Source organism: Lactococcus sp. S64 (assembly GCF_016516525.1).
GTDB lineage: Bacteria > Bacillota > Bacilli > Lactobacillales > Streptococcaceae > Lactococcus > Lactococcus lactis.
Genome location: NZ_JACVUQ010000010.1, coordinates 1 through 26,927, shown reverse-complemented (window position 1 = coordinate 26,927; position 26,927 = coordinate 1). Strand labels below are relative to the sequence as shown.

At 34.0% G+C, this 26,927-nt stretch carries 27 protein-coding genes and 1 pseudogene; 1 reads left to right on the top strand and 27 read right to left on the bottom strand.

Going from position 1 to position 26,927, the window contains the following annotated elements; translation table 11 throughout:
* Window positions 1–287: 287 nt before the first annotated feature.
* The 22 genes from rplS to IAE51_RS10040 all read right to left on the bottom strand — a co-directional run bounded on the left by rplS (window position 288) and on the right by IAE51_RS10040 (window position 21,898).
* Window positions 288–632, bottom strand: a complete 345-nt coding sequence (gene rplS / locus IAE51_RS10145) for a 50S ribosomal protein L19 (RefSeq protein WP_012897519.1) — start codon at window positions 630–632, stop codon at window positions 288–290.
* 139 nt (window positions 633–771) lie between these two features.
* On the bottom strand, window positions 772–1,446 hold the full coding sequence (locus tag IAE51_RS10140; protein WP_003131377.1) for a GTP pyrophosphokinase family protein: 675 nt from the start codon (window positions 1,444–1,446) through the stop codon (window positions 772–774).
* Window positions 1,447–1,685: 239 nt separating this feature from the next.
* Complete coding sequence (locus IAE51_RS10135) at window positions 1,686–2,561, bottom strand: LysR family transcriptional regulator (RefSeq protein ID WP_012897518.1); 876 nt, start codon at window positions 2,559–2,561, stop codon at window positions 1,686–1,688.
* A gap of 157 nt (window positions 2,562–2,718) precedes the next feature.
* A complete protein-coding gene (locus IAE51_RS10130; protein WP_042230209.1) occupies window positions 2,719–3,381 on the bottom strand; it encodes an ABC transporter ATP-binding protein in 663 nt (220 codons plus the stop codon).
* 104 nt (window positions 3,382–3,485) lie between these two features.
* Complete coding sequence (locus tag IAE51_RS10125) at window positions 3,486–5,006, bottom strand: ABC transporter permease (protein WP_033899230.1); 1,521 nt, start codon at window positions 5,004–5,006, stop codon at window positions 3,486–3,488.
* Between the two features lie 132 nt (window positions 5,007–5,138).
* Window positions 5,139–5,417 (bottom strand): hypothetical protein, encoded by a 279-nt coding sequence (locus IAE51_RS10120; protein ID WP_003131365.1) that lies wholly within the window; start codon window positions 5,415–5,417, stop codon window positions 5,139–5,141.
* A gap of 198 nt (window positions 5,418–5,615) precedes the next feature.
* A complete protein-coding gene (mraY, locus tag IAE51_RS10115) occupies window positions 5,616–6,605 on the bottom strand; it encodes a phospho-N-acetylmuramoyl-pentapeptide-transferase (RefSeq protein WP_010905599.1) in 990 nt (329 codons plus the stop codon).
* A gap of 64 nt (window positions 6,606–6,669) precedes the next feature.
* Window positions 6,670–8,961, bottom strand: a complete 2,292-nt coding sequence (locus tag IAE51_RS10110) for a penicillin-binding protein (RefSeq protein ID WP_058203632.1) — start codon at window positions 8,959–8,961, stop codon at window positions 6,670–6,672.
* The gene (locus tag IAE51_RS10105) at window positions 8,958–9,338 is read right to left on the bottom strand and encodes a cell division protein FtsL (protein WP_003131357.1); all 381 of its coding nucleotides are present in this window, start codon (window positions 9,336–9,338) and stop codon (window positions 8,958–8,960) included. Before IAE51_RS10105 ends, IAE51_RS10110 begins: the two co-directional genes overlap by 4 nt.
* Window positions 9,339–9,495: 157 nt before the next feature.
* Window positions 9,496–10,449, bottom strand: coding sequence for a 16S rRNA (cytosine(1402)-N(4))-methyltransferase RsmH (gene rsmH / locus IAE51_RS10100; protein ID WP_010905597.1), 954 nt, complete (start codon window positions 10,447–10,449; stop codon window positions 9,496–9,498).
* A 219-nt stretch (window positions 10,450–10,668) separates the two neighbouring features.
* Entirely contained in the window at window positions 10,669–11,607 is a 939-nt protein-coding gene (locus tag IAE51_RS10095) for a DUF805 domain-containing protein (protein ID WP_200095314.1), read from the bottom strand.
* Between the two features lie 23 nt (window positions 11,608–11,630).
* Window positions 11,631–12,152 carry a DUF805 domain-containing protein gene (locus tag IAE51_RS10090; protein ID WP_033899225.1) on the bottom strand — a complete coding sequence of 174 codons (522 nt, stop codon included), beginning with the start codon at window positions 12,150–12,152 and terminating at the stop codon, window positions 11,631–11,633.
* Window positions 12,153–12,249: 97 nt separating this feature from the next.
* The gene (locus tag IAE51_RS10085; protein WP_003131353.1) at window positions 12,250–12,816 is read right to left on the bottom strand and encodes a TMEM175 family protein; all 567 of its coding nucleotides are present in this window, start codon (window positions 12,814–12,816) and stop codon (window positions 12,250–12,252) included.
* A gap of 724 nt (window positions 12,817–13,540) precedes the next feature.
* Entirely contained in the window at window positions 13,541–15,208 is a 1,668-nt protein-coding gene (gene recN, locus IAE51_RS10080; RefSeq protein WP_200095313.1) for a DNA repair protein RecN, read from the bottom strand.
* A 130-nt stretch (window positions 15,209–15,338) separates the two neighbouring features.
* A complete protein-coding gene (locus IAE51_RS10075; protein ID WP_058206774.1) occupies window positions 15,339–15,785 on the bottom strand; it encodes an arginine repressor in 447 nt (148 codons plus the stop codon).
* Window positions 15,782–16,588: a TlyA family RNA methyltransferase gene (locus IAE51_RS10070; protein WP_015426159.1), complete on the bottom strand. Its 807-nt coding sequence runs from the start codon at window positions 16,586–16,588 to the stop codon at window positions 15,782–15,784. The genes IAE51_RS10075 and IAE51_RS10070 overlap by 4 nt, the downstream gene beginning before the upstream one ends.
* A gap of 77 nt (window positions 16,589–16,665) precedes the next feature.
* The gene (locus IAE51_RS10065; protein WP_012897509.1) at window positions 16,666–17,523 is read right to left on the bottom strand and encodes a polyprenyl synthetase family protein; all 858 of its coding nucleotides are present in this window, start codon (window positions 17,521–17,523) and stop codon (window positions 16,666–16,668) included.
* An 81-nt stretch (window positions 17,524–17,604) separates the two neighbouring features.
* Window positions 17,605–18,762 carry a glycerate kinase gene (locus tag IAE51_RS10060; RefSeq protein ID WP_200095312.1) on the bottom strand — a complete coding sequence of 386 codons (1,158 nt, stop codon included), beginning with the start codon at window positions 18,760–18,762 and terminating at the stop codon, window positions 17,605–17,607.
* A 148-nt stretch (window positions 18,763–18,910) separates the two neighbouring features.
* Complete coding sequence (locus IAE51_RS10055) at window positions 18,911–19,150, bottom strand: exodeoxyribonuclease VII small subunit (protein WP_003131346.1); 240 nt, start codon at window positions 19,148–19,150, stop codon at window positions 18,911–18,913.
* Window positions 19,150–20,403 (bottom strand): exodeoxyribonuclease VII large subunit, encoded by a 1,254-nt coding sequence (gene xseA / locus IAE51_RS10050; protein ID WP_200095311.1) that lies wholly within the window; start codon window positions 20,401–20,403, stop codon window positions 19,150–19,152. Before xseA ends, IAE51_RS10055 begins: the two co-directional genes overlap by 1 nt.
* A gap of 166 nt (window positions 20,404–20,569) precedes the next feature.
* Window positions 20,570–21,424, bottom strand: a complete 855-nt coding sequence (locus IAE51_RS10045; RefSeq protein ID WP_058203626.1) for a bifunctional methylenetetrahydrofolate dehydrogenase/methenyltetrahydrofolate cyclohydrolase — start codon at window positions 21,422–21,424, stop codon at window positions 20,570–20,572.
* Between the two features lie 159 nt (window positions 21,425–21,583).
* The gene (locus tag IAE51_RS10040) at window positions 21,584–21,898 is read right to left on the bottom strand and encodes an LPXTG cell wall anchor domain-containing protein (RefSeq protein WP_233611059.1); all 315 of its coding nucleotides are present in this window, start codon (window positions 21,896–21,898) and stop codon (window positions 21,584–21,586) included.
* A gap of 145 nt (window positions 21,899–22,043) precedes the next feature.
* Here IAE51_RS10040 and IAE51_RS10035 point away from each other — a divergent pair, with 145 nt between their 5' ends.
* Window positions 22,044–24,131: a heavy metal translocating P-type ATPase gene (locus tag IAE51_RS10035; protein WP_200095310.1), complete on the top strand. Its 2,088-nt coding sequence runs from the start codon at window positions 22,044–22,046 to the stop codon at window positions 24,129–24,131.
* 52 nt (window positions 24,132–24,183) lie between these two features.
* On the opposite strand, the gene IAE51_RS10030 is transcribed toward IAE51_RS10035, so the two are convergent.
* The 5 genes and pseudogenes from IAE51_RS10030 to IAE51_RS10010 all read right to left on the bottom strand — a co-directional run.
* A complete protein-coding gene (locus IAE51_RS10030; RefSeq protein WP_233611058.1) occupies window positions 24,184–24,747 on the bottom strand; it encodes a DNA repair protein in 564 nt (187 codons plus the stop codon).
* Window positions 24,748–24,768: 21 nt separating this feature from the next.
* Window positions 24,769–25,278 (bottom strand): hypothetical protein, encoded by a 510-nt coding sequence (locus tag IAE51_RS10025; RefSeq protein ID WP_058206780.1) that lies wholly within the window; start codon window positions 25,276–25,278, stop codon window positions 24,769–24,771.
* Window positions 25,279–25,300: 22 nt separating this feature from the next.
* Window positions 25,301–25,798, bottom strand: a complete 498-nt coding sequence (locus IAE51_RS10020; protein WP_058206781.1) for a hypothetical protein — start codon at window positions 25,796–25,798, stop codon at window positions 25,301–25,303.
* A gap of 10 nt (window positions 25,799–25,808) precedes the next feature.
* On the bottom strand, window positions 25,809–26,318 hold the full coding sequence (locus IAE51_RS10015; protein ID WP_058206782.1) for a hypothetical protein: 510 nt from the start codon (window positions 26,316–26,318) through the stop codon (window positions 25,809–25,811).
* Between the two features lie 2 nt (window positions 26,319–26,320).
* Window positions 26,321–26,927 (bottom strand): annotated as a pseudogene (locus IAE51_RS10010) (cell wall anchor protein); the annotation flags it as partial.

The window sequence follows — 26,927 nt, the reverse complement described above, 5'->3', positions numbered from 1 at the left end:
TCTGATCTTTTTTAATTGGGTCGTAGTCTATAAACTACATTTAAACAATTATCGCATTTTTTTTCCTTAAAATCCATCATCGATGTCATTATTTAACTACAAAAAAAGTCGTCTTGATAAATTACCAAACGGCTCTTATTATTCAACTTCTTCTATTTTAAATTATGAACTACTTCATTAACCTAGCTCAGTAGATTCAATAAAACAATATCCTTAAATCTTTGAGCATAACCATAAATCTTTCCAAATAAAAAAACCGCTCAATAGAGCGGTTAAACTGGTGTATCTTAACGACGACGTTCAGCGATACGAGCTTTTTTACCTGTGAGTGCACGGAGGTAGTAAAGTTTCGCACGACGTACTTTACCGTGACGGATAACTTCGATTTGTTCAACACGTGGAGTGTGAACTGGGAAGATACGTTCTACACCAACACCGTTTGAAATTTTACGAACAGTGTAAGTTTCGTTAATTCCTGAGTTTTTACGAGCGATAACAACGCCTTCGAACATTTGGATACGTTCGCGAGTTCCTTCGACAACTTTTGCGTGAACACGTACAGTGTCACCAGGACGGAAGTCAGGAATATCAGTGCGGAGTTGCGCAGCGTTGATAGATTCGATAAGGTTCATTTTTTTCTCCTCTTGCCCATCATTAAGCAGCATCTAGCAAATTAAGCTCAGCGGATGAACAGTTTTATTAGTATGCAAAAACATACTCAATAAGTATAACAGATTATCCATCCTTTGACAAGTTCTTATTTTTGTTTTATTAGTAACCAATTTGTTCAATATCAACTTCAGACTGATTAATCATATCCACAACTTTATGAATAAGATACATTCTCTCATCAAGCGCATGAATTTGCTCTGCACAATTTTGTAGTTCACCACTGAGTTGCTCAGGAATTTGTCCATCATATTTATAACGAACTTTATGTTCCAACGTTGCCCAAAAATCCATTGCCGAAGTTCGTAACTGAATTTCAACTCGACAGGTTTGTTCACTAAATAGATGTCCTAAATTAACTTCGACAATCATATGATAACTACGATAACCTGTTTTTTTAACGTTTCTTAAATAATCTTTTTCGCTAACAACTGTAAAAGCTTCTTGGCTTTTGATAATTTCAACAATCTCATAGATATTTTTAGCATAAGAACAAATAATACGAATTCCTGCAATATCTGATAAATGTTCATCAGCAGCATCGGCGGTCACAGGCAAATCTTTCTTTTTCAGCTTTCCTGCAATACTTTCCGGTGATTTTAAACGATGTTTGATATGCTCAATTGGGTTGATTGCCTCAAAATTATTATAATAGGTATTTAGATTAGAAAGTTGAGTTCTGACAACATCTAAAGCACACTCATATCTGACAAGTTTCTTTTTTAATTTTTCAAATTCTTCTGGTTCAAATCTTGTTTTTAAATAATCTTTTTCCATTTTACTTTAATTCCTATCTAGTCTTATCTTCTTATTAATTTCTTCTCAAATATTTAGTGATTAATAAATTATAATATAATTTCCTTATATTTTTCTTTGACTGGATAATGCTATTTGCTCTAAAAACGATTCACATCATACTTCTAATTATAACATTTCCTGAAAGTTTTTTGTGCGCTTTCTACTGTAAATAATTACTATCAAAAAAGCACCAAATCATTGATGCTCTTATGCAATATTTATTTTAATGTTTTCAATATTTCTAAAAAGTTTTTTTCACTTTCAGAGAGAATAGAATTTTTTTGATAGGCATAATTAATATGAAAGAATTGTTTATCTTCTTCAATAAATGGTACTTTAACTAGATTTTTAAAGTCTTCTGATAAGCGGATATCTGCCATAAGACTGATTCCTAAATTTTTCCTGACAAGTTCTTTTATGGTATGAGCATCATCTAATTTCAAAACTACATTAGCTGATTGATTATATTTTTCATTTAAACGATTAAAGGCATTAAAGTGGATATTATGCTCTCCCAATAAGATAAAGTCTTCATTAAGTAAATCTTTAAATCCTAATTCTTTTTCATTGGCTAGTGGATGACTATCCGACATAATGATAAAAAATTCTTTTTGAAAGAGTTCTTCTATTTCTAATTGGGGATGTTTAATCTTTTCTAGACTTCCTAAAAGGCTCGAATCTATTTCTTCATTTAAAAGTAGGCTCAAGAGTTCATTAGAACCACCATAAATCATATGTAAGGCATTCAAAAAGTTCAAATTATCTTGCTTTGATAGAAGATATGAACTTATAATTGGCGGAAAACCAACTTTAAAATCTTTCATACTCGAACGATGAATAGCTTTTTTCGTGTGATTTAGTTCAGAGAGAATTTCATTGGTTCTCATTGCCAAAAGTTCGCCCTCAGGAGTTAAATCAACTACCTGATGCGAGGAATCCTTATAAAATAAATCACAGTCATAGTAGGTTTCTAAACGTTTGATTGCGTAAGAAATAGTGGGTTGACTAACCCTGAAATGCTTGGCAACATTGGTGAACGAACGCAATTTTGACAATTGATAAAAATATTCAAGATCTCTTAAATTTAAACTCATGGCTATACTCCTAGAAGCTATTTTAACATAATTTTGTAATTATTCTTAGTGCCATAAGTATTATTGAGCAACTCTAGTTTAATTGTCCATAAACCTTGAGTTTATCTGTTTTGGCTGGATAAAAAACCATTACAATTATTGTAATGGTTTTTATATTCTATGCTGTCTTTTCAAATTTACGATGTTTAAGGGTAAATACAACATCTGATGCTTTGGCAACTTCATTTTCGTGAGTAACCAGAATCACAATTTTATTATCTTTATGAGCAATTTCTTTAAAGAGTTCAACAATTTGGGCTGTTGTTTCTTCATCGAGATTCCCTGTGGGTTCGTCAGCAATAATTATCTCATGATTTAAAACTAATGCTCTAGCGATGGCCACTCTTTGTTGCTGACCACCTGAAAGTTTACTGACAGGTTTATAAATTAGGTCTGTGCTCAATCCTACTTTATTCAACGCTTCTTCTATTGCTGCTTTTTCATTTTCAAATTTTACTGACGAGATTTTTACGGCTGTTTTGACGTTGTCATAAGCACTCATGTAGGTCAGTAAGTTATAAGCTTGAAAAACGGTACTTACTGTTTTTTTACGATAATTTGTTAAATTACTTGATTTGATTGCTTTATTATCAAAAGACATACTTCCAGATTTTGGTGTATCAAGTCCGGCAAGCAGGGAAAGAAAAGTAGTTTTTCCTGAGCCGGATTGTCCTAGAATGGCATACATCGTGCCTTTTTCAAAACTTTCTGTGACATCTTTAAATAGATAGTCATCGGGGTTGCTATAATAATAAGTTAAATTTTCAACTTTTAGAGTCATCTTTGCTCCTCTCATTTTAAAAATTTACTGACAAAATCTGGTGATTAATTTTTGATAAAAATTGAAGGCTGTCAGTAAATTATTAGACTGGTTCTTCTTAGAAATCAATTTGTTAAAACTTGTTTAGGATTCAATCTGAGAATTCCAATACTTGCTAGACCGACAGCGATTAGTGTAATCAAAATCGCAATAGCAACAAGAAGTAAAATTTCACTGACAGAAGTTTTAATATTCAATTTTTCAAGTGCTTTTGCTTCAGAAGCTGATTGTCCAAAGCCAATTGCTCCACCTGCACGCCCCATAAATCCGCCAGCATTTCCTGATGGTCTTTGACCTTCGGTTTTGCCTCCATTTGCTCCTGGAGCTCCTTGCATGGTGCTTGTGCTTGCCGTTGTCTGCGTTGTTTCTTGTTTTAAAAGTTGTTGTCCAACGACATTTCCTACTACATTTCCAGCAGCTGATGCAATACCAACCGAAACAATCATAACCATGAAGAGTTCAAAGAAAAATTGACCAATAATTTTGAGTTTTGATTCTCCAAGACTCATCAGAACACCAATTTCAAAACGACGTTCGCGAACCATGAGCATCACGATAAGCGCTAAGATAATTGCTCCAGCAATTGCTACAATGAGTACAATATTTCTAGCAAAACTTGCAACATTATTCAATGATGATTTTACATTTTGATAAGCTTGGTCATTTTTAGAAACTTGGAAATTACTGTCATTAACTAATTTATTAGCAGCTTTTACAAAAGTATCTGCTTGTGCAGGATTTTCCATGCTGTAAGTTGCATTTGATACTTTGCCAGTCGTACCTTTGATAGAATTTGCTACAGAAAGTGCAGTATACATTGTATTCATGTATTGAATTGAGCTTTCTGTCGAGCTACTTGTTGTTGTATAGATACCAACAACAGTCATTTTATATGTTTTGTCATTACTATCTTTGATTGTGAAAGTTGAACCCACTTTTAATGAGTTTTGGCTAGCAAGGGTTGATTCAATGACAACATTGTTCGTCCCCTCATCTGAAGCCTTAATTGCGCGTCCAGAACTAATCTTATAAGAATCTGTGAAGCTTGTACTTGCTGCTAAATCATTTGTCCCACTGATTGTGAAATCCTCTTGGGAAGCTCCGCCCATTCCTCCTTCACGTCCACCAAATCCACCAGCTGCTTGCGTATCTGTTGATGAACTTGAAGAACTACTACTTGTTGAAACTTTTTCAATACCAGAACTTGCTGATGCTTGAGCCTGATAAGTGAAACTTGCTGATTTTACACCATCAAGTTTGGCAATTTTTTCAGCAGTTGTTTCTGAAATCGTTGGTAAATCAATATTAAACCGTTTACCTGCTTCAGCAGTATCACTTGAACTGCTACTACTTGAACTTGATGTTGCACTATTTTGTGCTTCTTTGATAACATTTTGCATGTTAACAGAGAGTGACACGGTTGCTCCAGCTGATTTTTTAGCATTATCAATAGAAACATTAGCTGCACTATTAATAATTAATCCTGAAAGTACAAAAATTAAAATTGCTGAAAAGGCAACAATTAAAAGTATTGTCCGTCCAATTTTGGCTTTAGTGAAAAGCCATGCACGTCTTATAAAATCCATATTTTCCTCATTTCTGAGTCTTCTTCTGATAGACTCTTTTTTGTAAGTCGATTTTAAGCACGTCAGTCAATTTATTAAAAATAAAGACGGAAAGAATGATTGGCTCAACGTCCTTAAAAACCACTTGGTCCTTTATGCTGATGCAGTTCCACTTTCGTCACTACTTTCTTGTGTCGTTCCTGAATTACCTGACTGACTGTTAGAACCACCCGTAGTCGCACCGCTATTAGTGTCTGGACTACGTCCATTTTGTCCAAAGCGATTTTGCATTTGTTCTTGAAAATTATTTTGCTGTGATTGATTACTTTGGCCCTTACCAATGAAAAAGCCACCTACTCCACCAACAATTAATGTTAGTAATGAAACAAAAATAATTTCTTTCCCTTTTAAAAGTTTAAGAACTTTTTTCATTTTGGAATCCTTTCTTTTCTTGATAAATTGATTATAATTGTTAAAACTTAATTTCAACCCAAGTAAAACTTAAGCTTTTCTAAAAGTTAAATAATATTTTCTTGAGTATTCTGTCAGTAAAATATTAACTTTAAAAAATAAAAAAAGTCGCTCACAAGAGCGACTTTTCACTGACCATTCTGTCAGTAAATTTATTAATTAAAAAGCAAAGTAAATACAAAGCGCAATTACTGACAGCACTGCTGTAAATAACCAGAAGACAATGTCAATTTTCCATTCTGACCAACCAGCTGCTTTTCCAGAAAATCCACCGAGTTCAAAATGATGATGAATAGGAGTCATTCTAAAAATACGTTTACCACCTGTTTTCTTGAAATAAGCAACTTGTAGCATCACTGAAAGTGTTTCAATGACATAAACCGCACCAATTAAAAGCAAAGTCCATTCGGCATGAAGTAAGATTGAAACAATTGCAAGAAACCCCCCCAAAGCCAAGGAACCAACATCACCCATGAAAATTTTTGCTGGTTTGTGATTGAAGACAAAGAATCCAAGCAAACCACCAATGACTGACAAGATAATCAACAAAACATCGTACTGTTGATGTGCTACTGCGATAACTGCATAAGCTGTCAGTGAAATCGCAACAGTGATTGAAGCAAGACCGTCGATTCCGTCAGTAAGATTGACCGCATTTGACCAACCCACAAGCCAAATAATAATGAAAATTGAAAAGAAAATCCCAATATTAAATTCCCAACTTAAAAGATGAATAATATGTGATTTTTCGCCATGACTGTAAATGAAATAGGAAACAATCCCAATTAAAATTTGAGCCAACATTTTTTGTTTGGCAGTCAAACCTTCATTAATTTGTTTGAATACTTTCAAAAAGTCATCTAAGAAGCCAATGACAGCATACATGGCAAAGACCCACCACGCAGTAATGAAAGCTGGACTAAATTTGCCAAAAACCAAAGCGGCAATTAATGAAACTACTAAACTCACAACAACGAAGACAAAACCGCCCATTGTAGGAGTCCCAGCTTTACTAGCATGCTGTTTTACATCTTCAAGGGTTGGTTGCCCACCCAATTTTTTCTTGTGGAAGAACATAATGAAGCGAGGAATACCAATGATTGTTATAATCATTGTAATTACCGCCGCCACTATTCCATTCAATAACATTTTCTTCTCCTAATTTTTGAAGCTCCACATAGACTAGTGTCTGTGGAGCCTCAATTAATAATTTTTAATTTCCCATTTTAACAGTTAGAGTTTGACCTTTTTTAACATTGGTAGAAGTTTCGATACTTTGAGTCAAGACTTTATTTCCTGACCCTTCATAAGTTACTTTAATTCCAAACCAATTAGCCAATTGCTCAACTTCTTTTTTCGACCAATCATACATATCAGGCATCACCTGATCTTTATCATTCGTCAAAAGTAAAATTCGTGAATTTGCTGAAACTTTTTCACCTTCAGCAATCGATTGAGCAGTTACTTTTGCCCCTGTCCCAATAATAACCGGACTAAGGACAGTACGGCGTAAGCTATCAGCGGTATCTCCTGAATCTTTGCCTTTATAATTCTCAATGGTCACTTTGCCAGCTTTAGTATCAGTATCAGCACTAACTGATAAATCATTTTTCATTGCTTCAGCACTTGTTAACAATGGATTTGCCACTCGAGCAATATATTTAAGTGTCCAACTTTCTGTAGGAATTTTTACATTCATATAGAAAATAAAATCAGGATTCTTAGCAGGATACATCACAACAGCAGAGTAAAGGTAATCTTGAGAACCTGTCATATAACCACCCGTTGTTGAGGCAATTTGGGCCGTCCCCGTTTTAACCGCAGCCGGTTCACCATTGACCATAAATAAAGGACCAGCAGCAAGATTTTGCTCAGAATCGCCACTTGTTGAATAAGATGTTCCGTAAACAGGGTCAGTATTTACTGTTAACATCAAATCACGCACACCACTTGCTGCATCATTAGAGACCGGATGTCCAACAACTTCTGCTTTAGAAGTCAAACTTGTTTTTGTATTCGGATCTACTACTTTACTGACAATATGTGGCTCAAGCATTGTTCCATTTCCAGCAATAGCCGTCCAACCTCTAATCAATTGAAGTGGAGTAACCGCAACCCCTTGACCAAATGAAGATTGAATTTGCGAAACGGCATTTGACGAAGGAAGGGCTCCCGGATTTTCACCATCTAAACCGGCTCTTACTTTAAGACCAAATTTAAATTTATTAAGATAACTTCCCCATAAAGCATCTCCCATATTCATTTCAATTTTACTCATCCCAATATTTGAAGATAAAGCAAAACCTTGAGCATAGGTTACTGTTTCTGGCAAAGTATAGCTTTTATTTTCTGTTACATCCCAGTCATTAATCGTTGTATCATAAACTTGAAGTTTCCGTTGGTAAGTTTCATTAAGATTTACTTTTCCACTATCAAGCGCTCCAGCCATCAAGAAAGTTTTAAATGTTGAACCCGGTTCAAAGGCTGATTGTGAGAGCAAACTGTTCCAAGTGAAATACTTTTGTTTCTCAGCATCATTGATCGTTGTTGCCGTATAGGTTGGACGTTGACTTGTTGCTAAAATCTCACCGGTATGAGCATCAACTAAAGTTCCTGAAAGTTGTTGTGCTCCAGTATCCGTAGCCGCCTTGTCCATATATCCTTCAAGATTTCTTTGAAGTTGTGCATCAAGTGTAGTATAAACGTCTTGACCATTTTTAACAGGTTCAATGACTTTAGTTGTTCCTGGAATTGGGCGACCATAGATATCTTTTTGATAAGTTTCTTTACCATTTTCACCGCTCAAAACATTATTGAAGGCTTTTTCCAAGCCCATATCACCCTTGAGAGCTTGAGTACCATTTTCATCTTTAGGACGAGCAATACCAATAAATTGAGAAGCAAAATTTCCAAAAGGATAAGAACGAGAAATATTTGCCGTGAAACCAAGTCCAACAATTTTTTCATTCTCAGCCGCTTTTTGAATCTCTTTCATTTTTTCAAGAGAGATATCACTACCTTTAGGGCCAAATTGAACTTGTTTCAATTTAGAATTGAGCTGCTTTTTAATTAAATCGCGGTCAATTCCAAGTTTACTATTCAAGAAATCTTCAACTTTGGTAAAATCTTTCTTATCAATATAAAGAGGATTTCCATTTGAATCAACCTGTGTTTTATCAATTACAGCATAAATTGTATAGGTACTTGAGTCTACCGCAATGGCCGCACCTGTACGGTCATATATTGTTCCACGCTTCGCCTGAACCGTTACTGTGCTTTGATAGTTGCTCTTGGCCATCGTTGTAAGATTGGTTCCACCGACATGATTGACGGTAATTAGCCAGACAAAACGAAATATAAAAACCGTAAACAGCGCAATAGCTAGGAAAAACAGGCTCTTACCTACTCGTTTACGATTTCTTTCTGTACTCCAATTCGTTTTTCGGGCATTTCGTGATACTTTTCTAAAAGGAAAGAAAATTAGTTTTTTTAAAAATTTTATCATTTCGTTGCTTTCAATACATTAGAAGGATTTTGTTTTAAATCAGCTTTATTCGCCGTATCAAGCACTTTAGTACCTGATGTTAAATCTAAAATTTGTTGATCATACTCAGTTTTTCGGGTTGTTTCTTGAGAAATTTTTGAACGTAAGTCCATTGTATTCCCTTGAACTTCAAGTGTCTTAGTCTTAACATAAAGTAGACCAACAGCCAACACTAAAGCAGCAACTACCATTGTCAGATAGAATACCTTTTCAACACCAGAAAACTTTTTAAACTTACTTGCTAGAACTTCTGGCGCTAAAGTTTCCGTATCAATGAGATAACTATCTTTTTTCGCCGCAGTTTCTATATCGAAGTATTCTTTAGGCTGTGCTGCCATCTTTGCCTCCACTCGTTTATCTTACTAAAGAAATTCAACTTACTCTCTTCACTGTTAAAAAGAGAAAAGCTAAATATTGTTATTTCATTTATATAAGACATCCAAAAACAATCCTCAAGTGGGAAAACCCTCTTTATTAGACCAACTTGTTATTTGATTAATCTCTTTGTTTTTGCGCTACTCTTAATTTTGCACTATGAGCTCGATTATTAAATTCGAGTTCTTCTTCGCTTGCAAGAACTGGTTTGCGATTAATCAATTTTAGTTTAGCTTCCATATCTTTAGGAAGCATCGGTAATCCCTTGGGAACATTAACTGTACTATATTCTTTGAAAATTGTTTTTGTTAAACGATCTTCTAAAGAATGGAAAGTAATTACCGAGATTCGACCATCAACTTTTAATAAATCAATGGCTTGTTCGATTGATTCTTCCGCTGCTCCAAGTTCATCATTTACTTCAATACGAATCGCTTGGAAAATGCGTTTGGCTGGATGCCCTTTTTTCTTGAGTTCTTTTTGAGGCAATGCAGATTTTATTAAATCTGCAAGCTCAATTGTTGTCTCAATAGGTTTAATTTTTCTTGCTTGTTCAATCTTACGAGCAATTTGTTTAGAGAATTTATCTTCGCCGTAGCGGAAAAAAATGCGAACTAATGCTTCGTAAGGATAATCATTTACAACTTCATAAGCAGAAAGAGTTTGATTTTGGTCCATCCGCATGTCTAATCTTGCCTCTTTTTTATAAGAGAAACCTCGTTGACTATCATCGAATTGTGGGCTGGAAACTCCTAAATCATAAAGAATTCCATCAATTTTCGTGACTCCTAATTCAGCTAAAGCTGATTTAAGATAGCGAAAATTACTTTTAATCAATGTTACTTTATCTTCTGCAAGTTGCTCACTTAAGCGTACTTTTGCGTTTTCATGAGCAGTTTCATCCTGGTCAAATGAATAAAGATGACCATTAGTCAGTTTACTAAGAAGATACTCACTATGTCCTGCGCCACCTAGTGTCGCATCAACATAAATTCCATTTGGCTTTACTTCAAGCATATCTACGGTTTCATGTAGTAAGACTGTATCATGCTTAAATGCTATTGTTTTTGGCAAGAGCGCCGTCCTCCTTGTATACTTACAGTTTATTATATCACTTTTTTTCTATTTTTGTAGTAGTTTACATGATTATGTAAAGATTTTTTTAATAAAAAGGCTTACATGAACTGCATTTGCATCTATTACTGGCTTCTTTGATGTCAATTCAATTTACAAGTTGTGTAAACATGACTTTTTATAGTTTAACAATTAATACTAAAAATAGACTGAAATTAATCAGTCTATTTTTTCAAATAAAGAATTTTTTTTATTCGTTTTTAATTCTCCTGTCGCCATTACTTCTACAAGAATTAAACTCAATACTGCAATCATTACTAGTAAAAATAAGAGATATTGAACTAATTGATAGTGACCGGTTGTATATGTTATTTTTAATGTCTTCGTGAACATTTGATAGAAAATTAATATTCCACTTGTTCCACCTAACAAAAGTGATGATCCTAAATTACTCAAACCAGCATCTCTTAAGCGTCTTACATGAATCGTAAGTTGTGGGAAAAATGTTCCTAAGATAAATAGGAAAAAGAATAAACGCAAGACCATACTACCAATAAAATTATAGCCAAACATTATTTGTTCAAATTGATTGAAAAGATAGATTAAAAACAGAAAAAGAATAACGGTCAGTCCCCAAAACAGTTGCACCCACCAAAAATTTCTTCTTGTCGTTCTTCCGCGAAATTCAAAGTAATTTTTAAAATAGTCCTTGAATATACCTGATAATGTCTCTGTCTCTGGTAAATTATTAAATTCTTGAGAAGAACTAATCTCGTATTCCTTGAATTTTAAAGCTCTAGGCGAACTTGGAAATAGGTTAAGTATCAAGAGCACAAGAGTTCCTAGACCAAGGATAAAATTAAGAAAAATAAGTCCCCAAGGCAAATCTGCATCATTCAATCTCCGAACAGTTAGAGCAATGAAGGACAATAAACTTCCAAAGAAATATAGATTAAATATTAATTGAAAGAATGAAGCAAAAGTTTGCCATAAAGTCGTTAGTTGATAAAAATCTAGTAGATTAAAGAAATGATAAGCTTTAAACAAGATGACAAATATTATGATATGAGTTAATAAGGCTGACCAAAAATCTTTACGACTAGTTTTTTTATTGAAAGTGAAAGCTCCCAGCCAAAATTTTTTATAAGCTTGAACCATATTTTTCCTCTCTATTTTTAAAATTATTCATAAGTTCTTGAATCATCTTCTTCGTCAATGCCATATTTGGTTGGAAAAAGGCAAAGAATATAAATAATGAAATTGATAAATCCAACAAAATAACCCATTTTTGCTAGAAAATCTTGATGAATAAACATTGTAACTAGCCCATAAATTGCAGCTACTCCAAAAACAAGAGCAATCCACCAAGGAAACCTAGCATCACGTAAACGACGAGCTGTCAAACTGATATTAGGAACAAGAATAGCTAGACCAATGAGAGCTGTAACAATAACTATTACTAATGCTCCACCCGTGGGGTTGGCATATAAGTCTGTCACCTGTTGAATAATTTCTTTTTGTGATAAAGTTGCAGATTGGCTCATTATTTTCCCAGCTTTAGGGATTGTCACCATAAAGTTTAAAATGCTGAGAATCGCAAATATGATTGAATTAGTCAAGAAAACCCACCAATAATCCGAACGATTTGAATAAGATTTTAAATCTCCTGCTTTTTTCCAATATTTGATGTATGCTTTAATCATTGTTATTCCTCTTTACTTATAATATTATTTACTGACAGAAGGTCAGTTATTTATTCCAAACTTTTTTATTAAGTAAACTCATATTTTTATTAAAAGATTATTTAAACATTTTTTCAATATTTTTATCTGGAATCACCCACATTGAAAAAATTAAGGCTGAACCAACAAGCATGATTACTGGAGCTATAAAATAACCTAATAAAATGCTGACAATATTGAGCACAACACTTAGGATATTTTTTCTAATCGTTGTCTCAGAAGTTTTACGATGTCCATTGATTTTTAATAATTCTCTTGTCAAAAGTAGATAAATAAAATTCCCGAAGAAAAAGATAATCACATAGCCTAATTCTGGGATAAATGAATTAGGATAGATTGATACCCAGTTAGAAAAAATAGGAATAAGTGATAAGACAAAAAGAAAACTAATATTTATCCATAGAACTTTTCCATTAATTCTTTTGATGCTTTGAAAAAGATGATGGTGATTGACCCAGTAAATAGCCAGTATAAAAAAACTTACAAAATAGACACCCAGATGCGGAAGTAAAGCAATAAAACTTTGTAAGCTATCTGAATCTGGACGGACCAATTCTAAAACTAAGACAGTCATGATAATTGCGATGACAGCATCCGTAAATGCTTCTAAACGTGTTTTACTCATTTTCAACTCCTAAATTATAAAATACGACTTCAGTTTTTAAATTACAAACCTCTCCTTTCAGTACTATGATTGATATCTCATTATAACATATTGAGTTTAATTCATAAAAGAACTTTAACAGAAGTTCTTAATGGTAAAAAATCTAATTTTACTTCATAATATCTCCTTTGGAGATAAAAAGCCCCAATAAATGAGGCTTCGAATTTATAATAAAAACGCCCTTATCTTATATAGGAGAAGGCGTTTTTATCTATGGCTCTCTGACTTGGAAGTTGGCACATAGCTTATGAATATATTTTAGCCCTTTTTAAAAGGTTTGTCAGTAACATTTGCTAACAAATCAAAGAAATTTATCTAAAACTAGCTTTTTAAAATTTATTTTTTTATCTTTTGATTTCTAAGAATTTGAATCAGCATTTCACATAACATACAGATTATTCCCGCACAGGCACCAACAATACCTACGAACAAGAAAAAATAATTTTGATTATAATGCCCATAAATTGAAAAAAACAAACAGACCAAAATGATTAAAATCCAAATTTTATTTACTTTCACATATACTCCAATATTTTTAATAGTGTAACTACAATTTAATTTTAACATTTATTATTTTCGGTATATACACATTTGTGGTTGCAATTTTACACTAATTATGATTTTGTCATCTAAAAGATAAAAAGCCCTGATTAAAAATCAAGACTTTTTCTTAATAATATTCGATTTATTTGCTCAATAAACGTTTAGCCTGAGCTAAGGCTTCTTTAGTTAAATCTTCACCAGCAAGCATTTTCGCAATTTCATTTACTCTTTCTTCAGCGTTTAATTTTCTAACTGTGGAAGTAGTAATGTCATCGGTTGAAGCTTTTTCAATATAAAATTGTCTGTCGGCAATGGCCACAACTTGCGGAAGGTGAGAAATTGCAAGAACTTGCCCATGTCTAGCAATTTTATATATTTTATTAGCAATCGCTTGAGCAACACGGCCAGAAACACCAGTATCGACCTCATCAAAAACAATGGCTGTTTTATTTTCACGTCTTGAAAAGCTTGATTTTATAGCGAGCATTAAACGTGAAAGTTCACCACCCGAAGCTGTTTTTGCCAGCGGTTTAAATCCTTCTCCCGGATTGGTTTGAATAAAGAATTCAACATGCTCATTCCCGTTTGCTGAAAATTTTGCCCCTTCAAAACTAACTTTGAAATCAGCTTTTTCCATATAAAGCTCAGAAAGTTCGTGTTTAATATCTTTTTCAACTTCTTTGGCAATTTTATGGCGCGCTTCATTAAGTTTTTTACTTGCTTCAATGAGTTGAACTTGTGCAACTTTAACTGAATTTTCTAGATTTTCTGAGTCATTTTCTGAACCCGTCAGTTCTGAGAGTTCAAGTTGGACTTTCTCTAAATAGTTCATCACATCGGACAGTTCTGGGCCATATTTTTTCTTCAAAGTGGTCAAGGTCATAATCCGGTCTTCAATTTGTAAAAGTTCAGCTGGATTAAATTCTAAATCACTCATGATTCTTTGAATTTGATTAGCAACTTCTTCTAATACATAATAACTTTCAGCTGTCTTGTCAGCAAGCTCTTGGTAGTCATTATCAAAGTTACTAATTTTATCCAATTCTGTCATTGTTGTTCGGATATTATTAAGACTTGAATAATCATTATCTTCATCATCAAGCGCTAGATAAGCACTACTAAGCGAATCAGCAATATTTTTAATATTATTTAACTTTTCTCGGCGATTAATTAATTGTTCATCTTCTTCAAGATTAATTTCCGCCGCTTCAATTTCTTCAGCCTGAAATTGAAGAATTTCAATTCTTTGAGCAAATTCTTGCTCATTTTTTTGTCGTAAATTGAGCTGTTGACGCAAATTTTTGAAGTTTTCAAATTTGAGTTTGTAATTATTTTTTATCTGTTCAAAGGCTTCGTCACCAAATTCATCAAGTAAACGAAGATGGCTTTTCGGATTCATCAATTCTTGGCTATCGTGTTGACCATGAATATCAACTAATAATTCACCCACTTGTCTTAGCGTAGCTAAATTAACCATTTGACCATTGATTCGACAAACGGAACGACCATTAGCAAAAATCTCACGTCTTAAAATAATTTCAGAATCTACTTCTTCAAAGCCAAGTTCTAATAATACCGCCTTCAATTCTGGAGTTTTATCAAAGAAAAAGAGACCTTCTATTTCGGCTTTGTTTGCCCCATGCCGCACAAAATCACTCGAAGCACGCCCACCTAATAATAAAGACATTGCATCAATAATTATTGATTTTCCCGCACCAGTTTCCCCAGTTAAAATCGTCATTCCACTCTCAAAGGATAGATGAATTTCTTCAATAATTGCAAAATTTTTGATTGAAATCTCTTGTAACATCAAAATTTCCTTTCTCAAAAATAAATGACAAGGCTATTAGTAACCCAATAACCTTATCTTTTTTACTGACAGCTATTAATTCGCTCAAAATATTCAGCAGAATTTTGTCACAATATTCTTGTCAGTAAATTTAAAATTCTGTCAGTAAATTATAAAGATTTTTAGCATCATCTTCCGTTTCAAAAATAACTAAAGCACTATCATCATCAATAATGATTGAAAAAATATCATCGCTATATTCTTCCAAAAGATAATTTTTCACAAGACTTGTTGTCCCTGGATTAGCAAGAATCCAGAGCATATTATCTTTGATTTTTGTTCCCGTAATTGCATCAAAAGCTAAGGCTTTATGAAGGCTTGACTGTAAAACTTCCTTGTTTTTTGGTAAATCATAACGATAACCACCAGATTCAGCTGGCACCTTGATTAGGGCAAGTGATTTAATATCGCGGGAAACGGTCGCTTGAGTAACGTCAATTCCATGAGTTAAGAGGGTATTCACAAGTTCTTCTTGCGTTTTAATTTCGTTTTCACGGATAAATTGAGCAATAAAGTTTAATCGGTCTTCTCTTTTCATAGTTCTTCACTTTCTTTTTGTAAAACTGATTCAATATTAACCTGCTGAGCAATTTCTGCTTTTCCATCTTTAAGTAAATGGACAAGAAATTCAACGTTTCCAGCCCCACCCTTGATTGGCGAAAAGGTCAAACCTTTTACTGAAAAACCAAGTTGAGTGGCTGTTTTTAAAACTTTTTCAATAGTCATTTGGTGAACTTTAGGGTCACGAATAATTCCATTTTTTCCGACTTGTTCACGTCCCGCTTCAAACTGCGGTTTAATAAGAGCTGCTACTTCGCCATTTTCTTCCAAAATTTCATAAAGTGGCGGTAGAATTAAATCTAAAGAAATAAAACTAACATCTATACTAGTAAATGACGGTCTTCCTTGTTCAAAGTCAGCTAAAACAGCATTTCGGAAATTAAATTGTTCCATAACGACAACCCGTTCATCTGAACGAATTTTCCAAGCCAATTGATTGGTTCCAACATCTAAAGCATAGACTAATTTGGCACCATTTTGAAGCATTACATCAGTAAAACCACCAGTTGAAGAACCAATATCAAGACAAGTTTTTCCATTAATTTCTAAATGGAATTCTTTAAGAGCCTTTTCTAATTTTAACCCTCCTCGACTAACATATCTTAACTTTTCACCTTTAAGACGAAGTTCTGTTCCATCATCAATTTTCTGACCAGGTTTATCGTAACGCTCTCCTGATTTACTATCAACAACTAGACCAGCCATTACTCCTCTTTTGGCCTGCTCTCGTGTTTCAAACAAACCTTGATTCGTGGCAAGTACGTCAATTCTTTCTTTCATGTAGATCTTTCTTTATAGTAATTATACGTATTTTTCTTAGAAATGTAACTAATAATTTCTTTTTATATTTCTATTTTTTATTTCACTTCCAATTGCTCAATAATTTTAAAAATTTCAGAGCTGTCAGTAACTGATAAGTCTGTCAGTAATTTTTTAACTTCTGACAAATTTCCTGTCAGTGATTTTTTTGCTTCCTCAAGTCCTAAATGAGCAACATATGTTGATTTCTCTTCTAAAATATCCTTACCTGGTGTTTTTCCAAGCTCAGCAAAAGTTGCTGTGACATCTAAAATATCATCTCGAATTTGAAAAGCCAATCCTAATATTTGCCCCACTTGACGAAGTTTTTCAACTTCATCAGTTGATTTTTGAGCAACAATTCCAGCAGCTACAAAAGGAAAAGTTAAAAGTCGCCCAGTTTTCAAGCGATGAATCTGCTCAATTTCAGCTAATGTCAACTCTTTTCCTTCACCAGCCATATCCAAGATTTGACCCGCAACCATTCCATAAGAACCTGAAGCAAAGGCCAATTCACGCGTCAACGCTACTATTATTTCTGCGGATAAATCAGCAGTTGAAAGGATAAAGAAAGGGTCAAAAAATAAAGTATCACCAGCTAAAATTGCAGTTGCCTCGTCAAATTTCTTGTGATTAGTTAACTGCCCTCGACGATAATCATCATTATCCATTGCTGGTAAGTCATCATGGATTAAAGAACCCGTATGAATCATCTCAAGTGCGGCTGCCACATGATAATGAGCCTTACTCAATTCTAAATCAAAAGCCTCTAATAGGTTTAAAAAAAGGAGAGGGCGAATTCGTTTACCGCCTGCCAATAAAGAATATTTTGCTGATTCGGCTAAGCCAGTTGGAAATTCAGCGCTTTCATAAAATTCAGTTAAAAAGTCTTCTAACTTTAGTATCTTCGTATCCATTACCCTAATTATACCAAAATTCACGGCTAAAAACCGTGATGATTTGTGGAAATTTTTTTATTTTTTAAATCCATTCCATTTTTATAAGTGAGCCTTTTGCTCATTCATTGCTAATACTCTTGTAATATTTTCACTCGTTCGCTCAACGTTCTTTGCGCCGTCAGCCAAGGCATCTGACAAAGATTGTGCTTGACTCAAAACACCAAAAATAGCGGTCATTCCTTCGTCATAAAGAACATCTGCTCCATCCCCAATATATCCTGCCAAAGCAAAGCAAGGTTTCTTGTATTTTTTAGCAATTTTACAGACGCCATAGGGTGCTTTACCAAATTTTGTCTGATAATCCATTCCACCTTCACCTGTAAATACATAATCAGCTTCTTTAATTTTATCTTCTAAGTATATTGTTTGTGCAACAAGCTCAATTCCTAATTGCATTTTTGCATTGGTAAAAGCAAGCAAACCTGCTCCCAAACCACCTGCTGCACCAGCTCCCGGTTTATTTTTAACATCTTTCCCAAAATCATTATGAACAATTTCTGCATAATGCTTCAAGTTTTCATCCAATACTTTGACCATTTCCTCAGTTGCTCCCTTTTGTGGTCCAAAAACATAAGAAGCGCCATTATTTCCGGTTAAAGGATTGGTGACATCAGTAGCAATTAATATTTCAATTTCTTCCACTCTTGGGTCAAAATCACTCATATCAATTGTTCTAACTTCTTTAAGGAAACCTCCACCAAGTGGAATCTCTTCTTGGTCTTTATTTAAAAATTTAGCTCCCAAAGCACGAGCCATTCCAGAGCCACCGTCATTAGTCGCACTTCCACCAATGCCAATGATGATTTTATCTACTCCTTCATCCATTGCAGCCTTAATTAATTGTCCTGTTCCATAGGTTGATGTAATCAATGGATTTCTATCTTCCAAAGCAACCAATTCCAGACCATTTGCCTTTGCCATCTCAATGACCGCCGTATTTGAGTTTCCCAAAATACCAAAATAGGCCTCTACATTTGTATTTGCAAATGAACCTTGTACTTTTTTATATACCCGTCGTCCACCCGTTGCATCAATCAAAGCATCTGTTGTTCCCTCACCACCATCAGCCATTGGCATAGAAATTATTTCAGCCTTAGGAAATACTTTTTTAATTCCTTTTTCCATTGCTTGACAAACTTCCAGCGCACTCAAACTTTCTTTGAAAGAATCTGGCGCTAATACAAATTTTTTCTTCATTTAATCTACTCTTTCTATAAAAGACTTGACCATAACTCTATCTACTATTAGTATATAATAAATAAGATTGATATTAGAATAATAGGCTTTTTTGTCAGTAAAATTTTGTCTAAAATAAAAAACCTTGAAAAATCAAAGGTTTTTTATTTTAGTAGTCTTTCTGTTCCGGAGAGAAATCACTCTCCTGATCATTTTTTCCAACTATTTTTACTAATGTTTCTTCCGCTTCATTGAGTGTTTTTTTCAAAGTTTCCGAAATTTTCATTCCTTTTTGAAATTCAGCAATAGCATCTTCCAACGCTACATCACCAGATTCCAACTTACGAACAATATTTTCTAACTCTGCCAAATTATCTTCAAATTTTACATCTTCTTTTTTGGTTGCCATTATTTTACCTCCACTATTACTTTTCCGTCAGTCAATTCAACATCTAAAGTCTGACCTTTTTTCACATCACTTACGGATTTAATAATCTTTCCCTTTTCGTCAGTAACGAGGGAAAAACCACGCGCTTTTATTTTCGAAATATCTAATAAAAGTAAAGACTGATAAAGTTGCTCCGTCTTATTCTTTTTAGCTTCAACTATCTTTCCGTAAGTCGGAATTAATTTCCCAGCTGACAGCTCATAACGGTGTTTCATATTTGCAACTTTATTTTCCGTCAGCACTGACAAACGTTCACACAAACGGTCAAGTTTTTGTAAGTGTCCATCGTACAAGCGTTCTGGCTGTCTAAAAACGACTGACTGGCTTAATTTATCTACTCGTTCACGCCTTATTTTAATTAAATGTGTTAAGCGGTTAAAAAGTCGTTTTTCCTGCTCATTCGCCCAATTTATTAAATCAACCTTTGTATTTGGTGTTGCTAATTCGGCTGCCGCTGTTGGAGTCGCTGCACGACTATCAGCAACAAAATCAGCTAAAGTCACATCTGTTTCATGTCCAACCGATGAAATAATTGGAATACGTGATTCAAAAATCGCTCGAACCACAATTTCTTCATTAAATCCCCATAAATCTTCGATAGACCCACCACCACGACCAATAATCATGACATCAAAATCACCACGTTGATTAGCTCGACGGATATTTCCAGCAATTTCTTCAGCCGAACCTTGTCCTTGAACTTTTGTCGGATAAAGAACGATTTGACTCATCGGAAAACGACGTTGAACCGTCGTAATAATATCTCGAATGACCGCTCCTGACGGGCTAGTTACCACAGCTATTTTTTTAGAAAATTGTGGCAAAGTTTGTTTCCAATGTTGTTCAAATAGCCCTTCAGCAGTCAGCTTTTTCTTCAACTGTTCAAACTTAACCGCAAGAGCTCCAACGCCATCTGGAACTAAACTTTCAATATTTATAGAATAAGAGCCAGAAGGTGGATAAATACTGATTCGACCAACAGCCAAAACTTTCATCCCTTCTTCTAATTCAAAGTCTAATTTGCGAAATTGTCCAGCCCACATCGTAGCTTGAATCACAGCGCCCTCATCTTTAAGTGCAAAATATTGATGATTTGGTCTTCTTCTAAAATTTGAAATTTCTCCTGTCAAATAAACCCGTTCAAGATATGGATCACGGTCAAATTTCGCTTTTAAATATTTTGTTAAGGTTGATACTGATAAATATTCTGTCATTCCCTCACTCTTTAGTTCTCAATTAATCTTTTTACTAATCATTCTGTTAGTAAAATTTCTACTGCTAAAATCGAAAAAAAGTAAAAAGTTTATCTTCAAAAAACTTCTAACTTAAAAATAAGTCCTTAGAAATTACTATAAACTTAGTTACTCTTTTATTAATTAACTATTTATTTTCATTCATTTTTCTACTTGCTGCACGAACTGTCTGTTCCATAAGCATTGTAATCGTCATCGGACCAACTCCACCAGGAACGGGGGTAATCAAACTTGCAACATCTTTTACTTCATCAAAATCAACATCGCCATGAAGTTTTCCATCTTCATCACGGTTCATCCCAACATCAATTACAACTGCACCTTCTTTGACATCCTCAGCTTTAATCATCCGGTCACGGCCAATAGCAACCACCAAAACATCAGCTTCCTTAGTCAATTCGCGCAAGTTCTCTGTTTTTGAATGAGCAATTGTCACAGTAGCATCAGCCATCATTAATAATTGCGCCATTGGTTTTCCGACGATATTTGAACGACCAATCACAACTGCACGTTTACCAGAAAGTTCCACATTATATTCACGGAACATTTCCATAATACCGGCTGGAGTTGAGGGAATCATCAAAGGATTCCCAGACCACAAACGCCCCATATTCATTGGGTGAAAACCATCCACATCTTTTTCTGGATCAATAGCTAGTAAAACCTTTTCTTCAGAAATATGTTCTGGCAATGGCAATTGTACCAAAATACCATGCCATTGTTCTGACTGATTATACTGTTCAATTAAATCTAACAGTTCTTGTTCTGACACAGTTTCTGGTAGACGAACCACACTAGAATTTAAACCAATTGCTGTGGCTTGTCGTGCTTTATTTCGGACATAAATTTGACTCGCAGGATCTTCGCCCACAAGAATAACGGCAAGACCTGGAACATTGTCCGCTTCTTTTAATTTATCGACTTTAACTTTCAACTCAGCTTGCATTTTAGCAGCAAGTGCTTTTCCATCTATCAAGTTCATAGAACTATTATACCATAAGCTAACATTCATCCTCTAATCATCATCATTCCTTTTTCTTTATTTATTTTAAATTGTTCGTAATTTTTAATAAAGGAATAATTCCAAATTAAAAAGAAACTTCTTTCCAAAGAAAAGAAGTCCTTAATTAAAATATACTACTCAAAACCTTTTTTTATATTTAACTTTTCCAATAGTTAACGTTGCCACTAAGCCTAATCCCAATTCTGCTAATACTAAACTTAAATCGTCATCAGCACCTGTTTTGGGAAGTTCTTCTTTCGTTACAGTTGGTACAAGTTGTAAGATTGTTGCGCTTAATGAATTTGAAAGACTCGGACTACTTGATACCTTAGAAATTAAGGTCGAAACTTTTGCTTCATTTGAAGATAAATTTGGATTAGTCAATATACTTGAAGATGTTGTTGAACCATCTGACTCAGCGGAAGCCAAAATAGCATAGCATGAATCTAGCAAATCTGAATTGCTTTTATCACTCCACTCATACTAAAACTTGAATTCTTAGTATCTCTTTGCTGTTACCTTTCCCTTGACTTTGATGGTTTACAATTGTAAACTATATATAGATAGAAAATTCAAAGCATTCATTTAGGAGGAAAATATGTCAAATAAAACTCATTCGTCTAATCACGATGAAATGATGTCTGAGCATCATCATAATCATGAAATGATGGATATGGAGCACGAAAACCATGAGATGCACAACATGCACAATATGGATAATATGCATGATATGGACAATATGGATATGATGAATCATGGAGGACACATGATGCATATGGGTGATATGAGTAAAAAGCTCAAAGTGGCTATCATTCTTATGATTCCGCTTCTACTCATTTCACCAATCGCGGGCTTTACTATCCTTAAATTCCCCGGAAGTGAAATTTTGCAACTCATCCTTGGTACAATTATCTTCTTTTACTCTGGGACTCCTTTTTTTAGCGGAGCAAAAGGTGAATTAAAAAGCCGTAAGCCAGCCATGATGATGCTGATTACAATGGGAATTACCGTTGCCTATGCTTATTCTGTTTACGCCACAATCATGAGTCTTAACGGACATATGGGCATGAACTTCTGGTTTGAACTGGCAACTTTAATTGTCATTATGTTGATTGGTCACCTGATTGAGATGAAAGCAATCATGGGTGCTGGCGATGCATTGAAAGATTTAGCAAGCCTTGTTCCCAAAAAAGCTCACTTAAAAAGTGGGAAGGATGTGGAGCTTTCAGAACTAAAAGTTGGCGATTTACTTTTAGTGAAAGAAAATGAGAAAATACCTGCAGATGGCCTTATATTAAGTGAAGCGCTCGTTGATGAGTCAATGATTACTGGTGAAAGCCGAGCAGTCAATAAAAAAACAAATGACCTTGTTTATGGTGGTTCCCTCAATCAAAACCAACCATTTGAGATGAAAGTCACAACCCTTGGAAAAGATTCATTTCTCAATCAAGTGGCCGAATTAGTCAAGAAAGCCCAAGCTCAAAAATCTAATTTGGAAAATATGGCAGATAGAGTGGCTGGTTACCTTTTCTATGCCGCACTTATTGTTGGTATCTTCTCATTAGTTTTTTGGACAATTAGTTCTAACTTTAGTTTTGCTCTACTTCTTGCGGTTTCTGTTTTTGTAATTGCATGTCCACACGCTTTAGGTCTTGCGGTTCCACTTGTTGTTTCTCGCTTAACCAGTATTTCTGCTAAAAATGGTTTATTAATTCAAAACAGAACTTCTCTAGAAAAAATAAATACAATTAAATATGCCTTAATGGATAAAACGGGAACATTAACTGACGGTAAGTTTATTGTTCGTAATGTTATTGATTTTACTGATGAAACAGACATTCTCCAAATCATGGCAGCACTTGAAGGAAGTTCCACCCACCCGATTGCTCAATCAATCGTTTCAGCTGCTAAACCTCTTGAAAATCTAAAAGTTGAAGCGGTTGAAAATATTCCAGGAGTTGGGATTAAAGGGCAAGTTAATCAAAACTTTTATCAAATTGTTAACTATAAATATCTTCGTGAAAATCAACTTTCTTATGATGAAAAAAAGATTGCTCAATATTTAGATTTAGGTTTAACTGTATCTTTCCTAATCAATGAACAACAAGATGTTTTAGGATTTATTGCCTTAGGAGATTCTCCTAAATCAGACGCGAAAGCCTTTATTAATGGTTTATTAGCCCAAGGAATTACCCCTGTTATGCTCACGGGTGATAATAAAGAAACTGCTCAAAAAATTGCTAGTGCACTAAATATTCCCGAATTTAGAGCGGAATTAAAACCTGAAGATAAAGCAGAAATTGTGAAAGAGTACCAAAAGAAAGCCGGCGTGCTTTTCATTGGTGATGGTGTCAATGATTCCCCAGCTCTTGCAACTGCTACGATTGGTTTTGCGATTGGAGCAGGAACTTCGGTTGCTATCAGTACCGCTGATGTCGTCCTAGTTAACTCCAATCCAAGTGACGTCTTGGATATGATTAATATCTCCAAACGCATGCTTAGAAAAATGAAACAAAACCTCTGGTTTGGAGCAGGCTATAACATTATTGCTATTCCTGTTGCAGCGGGTATTCTTTATCCATTTACAGGGATTTATATTGACCCTCTCATTGCAGCAGTCCTGATGTCAATCTCAACCGTGATTGTCTCAATCAACGCGATGGGATTGAGGTATGATAAAAAATAGAAGAGCACATGCTCTTCTGTTTTTTTCATACTAATTATGAAACTTTTATCACTTAAATATACTTAAAGATTAAGCATGATATCACACAAATACTAATGATTGTAATGATATTTTTAAATGATTTTAGAAACTTTCGTTCATAATCATTTAATTGACTCCCTTGATGAACTAGAAAATAAATATTACCTCTAAGATAACGATTAGCATCAAGAACATCAAAGATTCCTTGAAGTAAATAATCTTTAGTATCTTGAAGCAGTTTTTTTATTTCTAATCTAACCTCATTAGTATCAAGATAAATATCTATATTTTCCATAAACACTTGATAGCTTTTTCCTCTTTTAATTTTTCTTGGATTTTGCTTAGTAATACTCTCAAATCTAACGAATCCATTTCTTTCATAGTGAACTTCATTCTTCTGTTCTTCGTTCAATCTCTTTCCAGGACCTTGCATCTTTTTAAGATTATCCACAATTTGCTTAGTTTCCCTTGCTTTTTCTTCACTGCTTCTTTCTTTATTTGTTTTAGGTTTATTCTTATCTTTGATTAAAAATATATCGTCTAAATTTTCTAGGCTATCATTGTACGTAATTTTCTCATTTTTTCTATCCTTCATTTATTTTTTTAGAAACTCCTTTCAAATTCTTTTCATGTGTCTATTCTTTTTTTCTTTCTTCTTACCCTTATTTTTTGCCCGCTTTCTTTTTTCTCTTTTTCTTCTATCCTCTGATTCAAAGCTAATTTTTTTAAAATCTATATATTCATAAATCATTTTATCTGCTAAGTCATTGTTTAATTCACTATTGAACTCCCTATCTTCTTGCCAATCTACATAATCATAGAGAAAGAGCGTTAAATATTGTAGCCAATCACAGACCGCATTTTCTTTTCCTCTACGAGATATTGTCCTAAAAATATCTCCAAGCGGAAAATAAAGTGACGGAATAATTGATTTATCAAAAGGTCCGAAAAAGTTTCCTTCTCTTTTTCTAGCACTAGAATCGTAAACAAATTTAGCATTTGTAAGAAAGATATTTATTTCTCCATCAAAAATTCCTTTTTTTATTATCCAATCCAAATATTGAGATATTTCTTTAACAAGCCACTTTGTATTTGTTGGTTTAATCCATAGTTTTGGTTTAAACATCTTTTATTTTCCCCCTGAATATTTACATTTTTTTCAAATACTGCCTCATTAAATATTCTTCAACTGAGACTATATCAACTTTCTCAAAATCACTAAACAAAACCTCAGAAAGTTCTTCACCAATAGAGTCATATAATGGGGAGTCTATTTTTCCTAAAAATAGACTCTCTTCTTTAACTTTTACAACTTTTGATATTTCTATCAAGTCTTTTTTCCCACGTGCATAAAGGATATTTTTATTAAGCAGGTGAGAAAATTTGAATTTTTTTGGTTCAAAATCTCTTGAAAGATTGAAAACATCAAAAAATTTGCCATTTGTTTTCACAAAATAACTCATTAAATCCAGATACTCGCTTGAATCTATTGTTTTATTAATAATATTTTTATGTATTAAAGATATAGAAAGAAAACGTCCTTTATCATCTATCAATTCATAAAGATAAAATTTTTCTTTCCTTCCAAGCTTTTTACCAACATAAAAATTCTCTTCATTATCTTTTGTATAAATTTCTTGAAACATTACCTATTTCTCACTTCTTTATTCTATTTGATTTACTATTTCTATATTTTCTAACTGCCGACATTCCCCAATGATGTATTTTTCTGTACATATCCCCTAGCAAAACGCCTCGTTCAATAGAATAGTCGATTGTTAGTTGGGTAGCCTTTTTATCTATTTCATCTTCATTAAAATCAGCTTTTTCTGTACTAAGTAAATCATAGTATTGCATAAGACCATACGATATATCATTTAAAATACTATAAACAGCATTTCTTCTCCCCCAGCGATGCATCTCAAAAAAATCTCCTACCGCTATTTTCATATAATAATCTTTTTGCTCTCCCCATGGCTTTCCGAATGTAGAAGTCACATGATTTCCAGTTTTATCACTAACAAGATAAGAAGCCCCAGTAATAATAATTGTCAATTGCTCTGGAAATGAATTTCTTTCTTTTAGCCAATCAATATATTTTATAATCTCCTTCGCAACTAATCTATTAACGGACGGAAGAATATTTAGTTTAATTTCATAGTTCATAATTATTTATTTCCTCTATGTCCCCTTCCAGGCGTATGTTTTTTTGTTGCACGATTTGGATCTTTATTAGAATTACTTTTAAACTTACCATTCTGACGATTTTTATTGTTAACCTCTCTATTTTGTTTTTTTCTGTTTGGTTTATTAATTGGTCCCTGTCTACTAAATAACCAAATTCCTCCTGCAACTACCAAAGATACCAGAGCAACGACTCCAAGTCCAATCGCTACTGGTGGCACTTCTATACTTTCTCCCGCATCTTCGGCTGTAAATAGTCCAAAACCTAGTGCTGGTGCCCAAGCTGCACTCTCATTCCCAGTTTTTGGTAGTGAGTATGTACTAGCTCCATCATATTCCCTATCTTCTGCTACAAGTTGAGCTTCTTTCGTATAATAAGCAGATTGTGGCACGTAATTTGGATAGTAAGCTCCACTAGAATTACTATATCCTCCTCCTGATGAATAACCATAACCACGAGAATAAGAAGTTCCTCCACCGTAATAGCCATAAGTCGACGCATAATAAACCACAGGCGCAATGTAATTCGGCACATATTCATAACCATTGGCATAATAAGTCGTCGCATAAGGATTGCTCGTGTTGTAATAA

Excerpts from the sequence above, each read along its gene's own strand:
- IAE51_RS10085 (WP_003131353.1), bottom strand. The coding sequence starts at position 12,816 with ATGAGTAAAACACGTTTAGAAGCATTTACGGATGCTGTCATCGCAATT.
- IAE51_RS10065 (WP_012897509.1), bottom strand. The coding sequence starts at position 17,523 with ATGGATACGAAGATACTAAAGTTAGAAGACTTTTTAACTGAATTTTAT.
- IAE51_RS10015 (WP_058206782.1), bottom strand. The coding sequence starts at position 26,318 with ATGAACTATGAAATTAAACTAAATATTCTTCCGTCCGTTAATAGATTA.
- IAE51_RS10045 (WP_058203626.1), bottom strand. The coding sequence starts at position 21,424 with ATGAACTTGATAGATGGAAAAGCACTTGCTGCTAAAATGCAAGCTGAG.
- IAE51_RS10120 (WP_003131365.1), bottom strand. The coding sequence starts at position 5,417 with ATGAAAAAAGTTCTTAAACTTTTAAAAGGGAAAGAAATTATTTTTGTT.
- IAE51_RS10025 (WP_058206780.1), bottom strand. The coding sequence starts at position 25,278 with ATGTTTAAACCAAAACTATGGATTAAACCAACAAATACAAAGTGGCTT.
- IAE51_RS10055 (WP_003131346.1), bottom strand. The coding sequence starts at position 19,150 with ATGGCAACCAAAAAAGAAGATGTAAAATTTGAAGATAATTTGGCAGAG.
- IAE51_RS10020 (WP_058206781.1), bottom strand. The coding sequence starts at position 25,798 with ATGTTTCAAGAAATTTATACAAAAGATAATGAAGAGAATTTTTATGTT.
- recN (WP_200095313.1), bottom strand. The coding sequence starts at position 15,208 with ATGTTACAAGAGATTTCAATCAAAAATTTTGCAATTATTGAAGAAATT.
- IAE51_RS10060 (WP_200095312.1), bottom strand. The coding sequence starts at position 18,762 with ATGAAGAAAAAATTTGTATTAGCGCCAGATTCTTTCAAAGAAAGTTTG.
- IAE51_RS10075 (WP_058206774.1), bottom strand. The coding sequence starts at position 15,785 with ATGAAAAGAGAAGACCGATTAAACTTTATTGCTCAATTTATCCGTGAA.
- IAE51_RS10135 (WP_012897518.1), bottom strand. The coding sequence starts at position 2,561 with ATGAGTTTAAATTTAAGAGATCTTGAATATTTTTATCAATTGTCAAAA.
- IAE51_RS10110 (WP_058203632.1), bottom strand. The coding sequence starts at position 8,961 with ATGATAAAATTTTTAAAAAAACTAATTTTCTTTCCTTTTAGAAAAGTA.
- IAE51_RS10095 (WP_200095314.1), bottom strand. The coding sequence starts at position 11,607 with ATGGTTCAAGCTTATAAAAAATTTTGGCTGGGAGCTTTCACTTTCAAT.
- IAE51_RS10035 (WP_200095310.1), top strand. The coding sequence starts at position 22,044 with ATGTCAAATAAAACTCATTCGTCTAATCACGATGAAATGATGTCTGAG.
- IAE51_RS10125 (WP_033899230.1), bottom strand. The coding sequence starts at position 5,006 with ATGGATTTTATAAGACGTGCATGGCTTTTCACTAAAGCCAAAATTGGA.
- IAE51_RS10130 (WP_042230209.1), bottom strand. The coding sequence starts at position 3,381 with ATGACTCTAAAAGTTGAAAATTTAACTTATTATTATAGCAACCCCGAT.
- IAE51_RS10090 (WP_033899225.1), bottom strand. The coding sequence starts at position 12,152 with ATGATTAAAGCATACATCAAATATTGGAAAAAAGCAGGAGATTTAAAA.
- mraY (WP_010905599.1), bottom strand. The coding sequence starts at position 6,605 with ATGTTATTGAATGGAATAGTGGCGGCGGTAATTACAATGATTATAACA.
- IAE51_RS10140 (WP_003131377.1), bottom strand. The coding sequence starts at position 1,446 with ATGGAAAAAGATTATTTAAAAACAAGATTTGAACCAGAAGAATTTGAA.
- rplS (WP_012897519.1), bottom strand. The coding sequence starts at position 632 with ATGAACCTTATCGAATCTATCAACGCTGCGCAACTCCGCACTGATATT.
- IAE51_RS10105 (WP_003131357.1), bottom strand. The coding sequence starts at position 9,338 with ATGGCAGCACAGCCTAAAGAATACTTCGATATAGAAACTGCGGCGAAA.
- xseA (WP_200095311.1), bottom strand. The coding sequence starts at position 20,403 with ATGACAGAATATTTATCAGTATCAACCTTAACAAAATATTTAAAAGCG.
- IAE51_RS10070 (WP_015426159.1), bottom strand. The coding sequence starts at position 16,588 with ATGAAAGAAAGAATTGACGTACTTGCCACGAATCAAGGTTTGTTTGAA.
- IAE51_RS10030 (WP_233611058.1), bottom strand. The coding sequence starts at position 24,747 with ATGAAGGATAGAAAAAATGAGAAAATTACGTACAATGATAGCCTAGAA.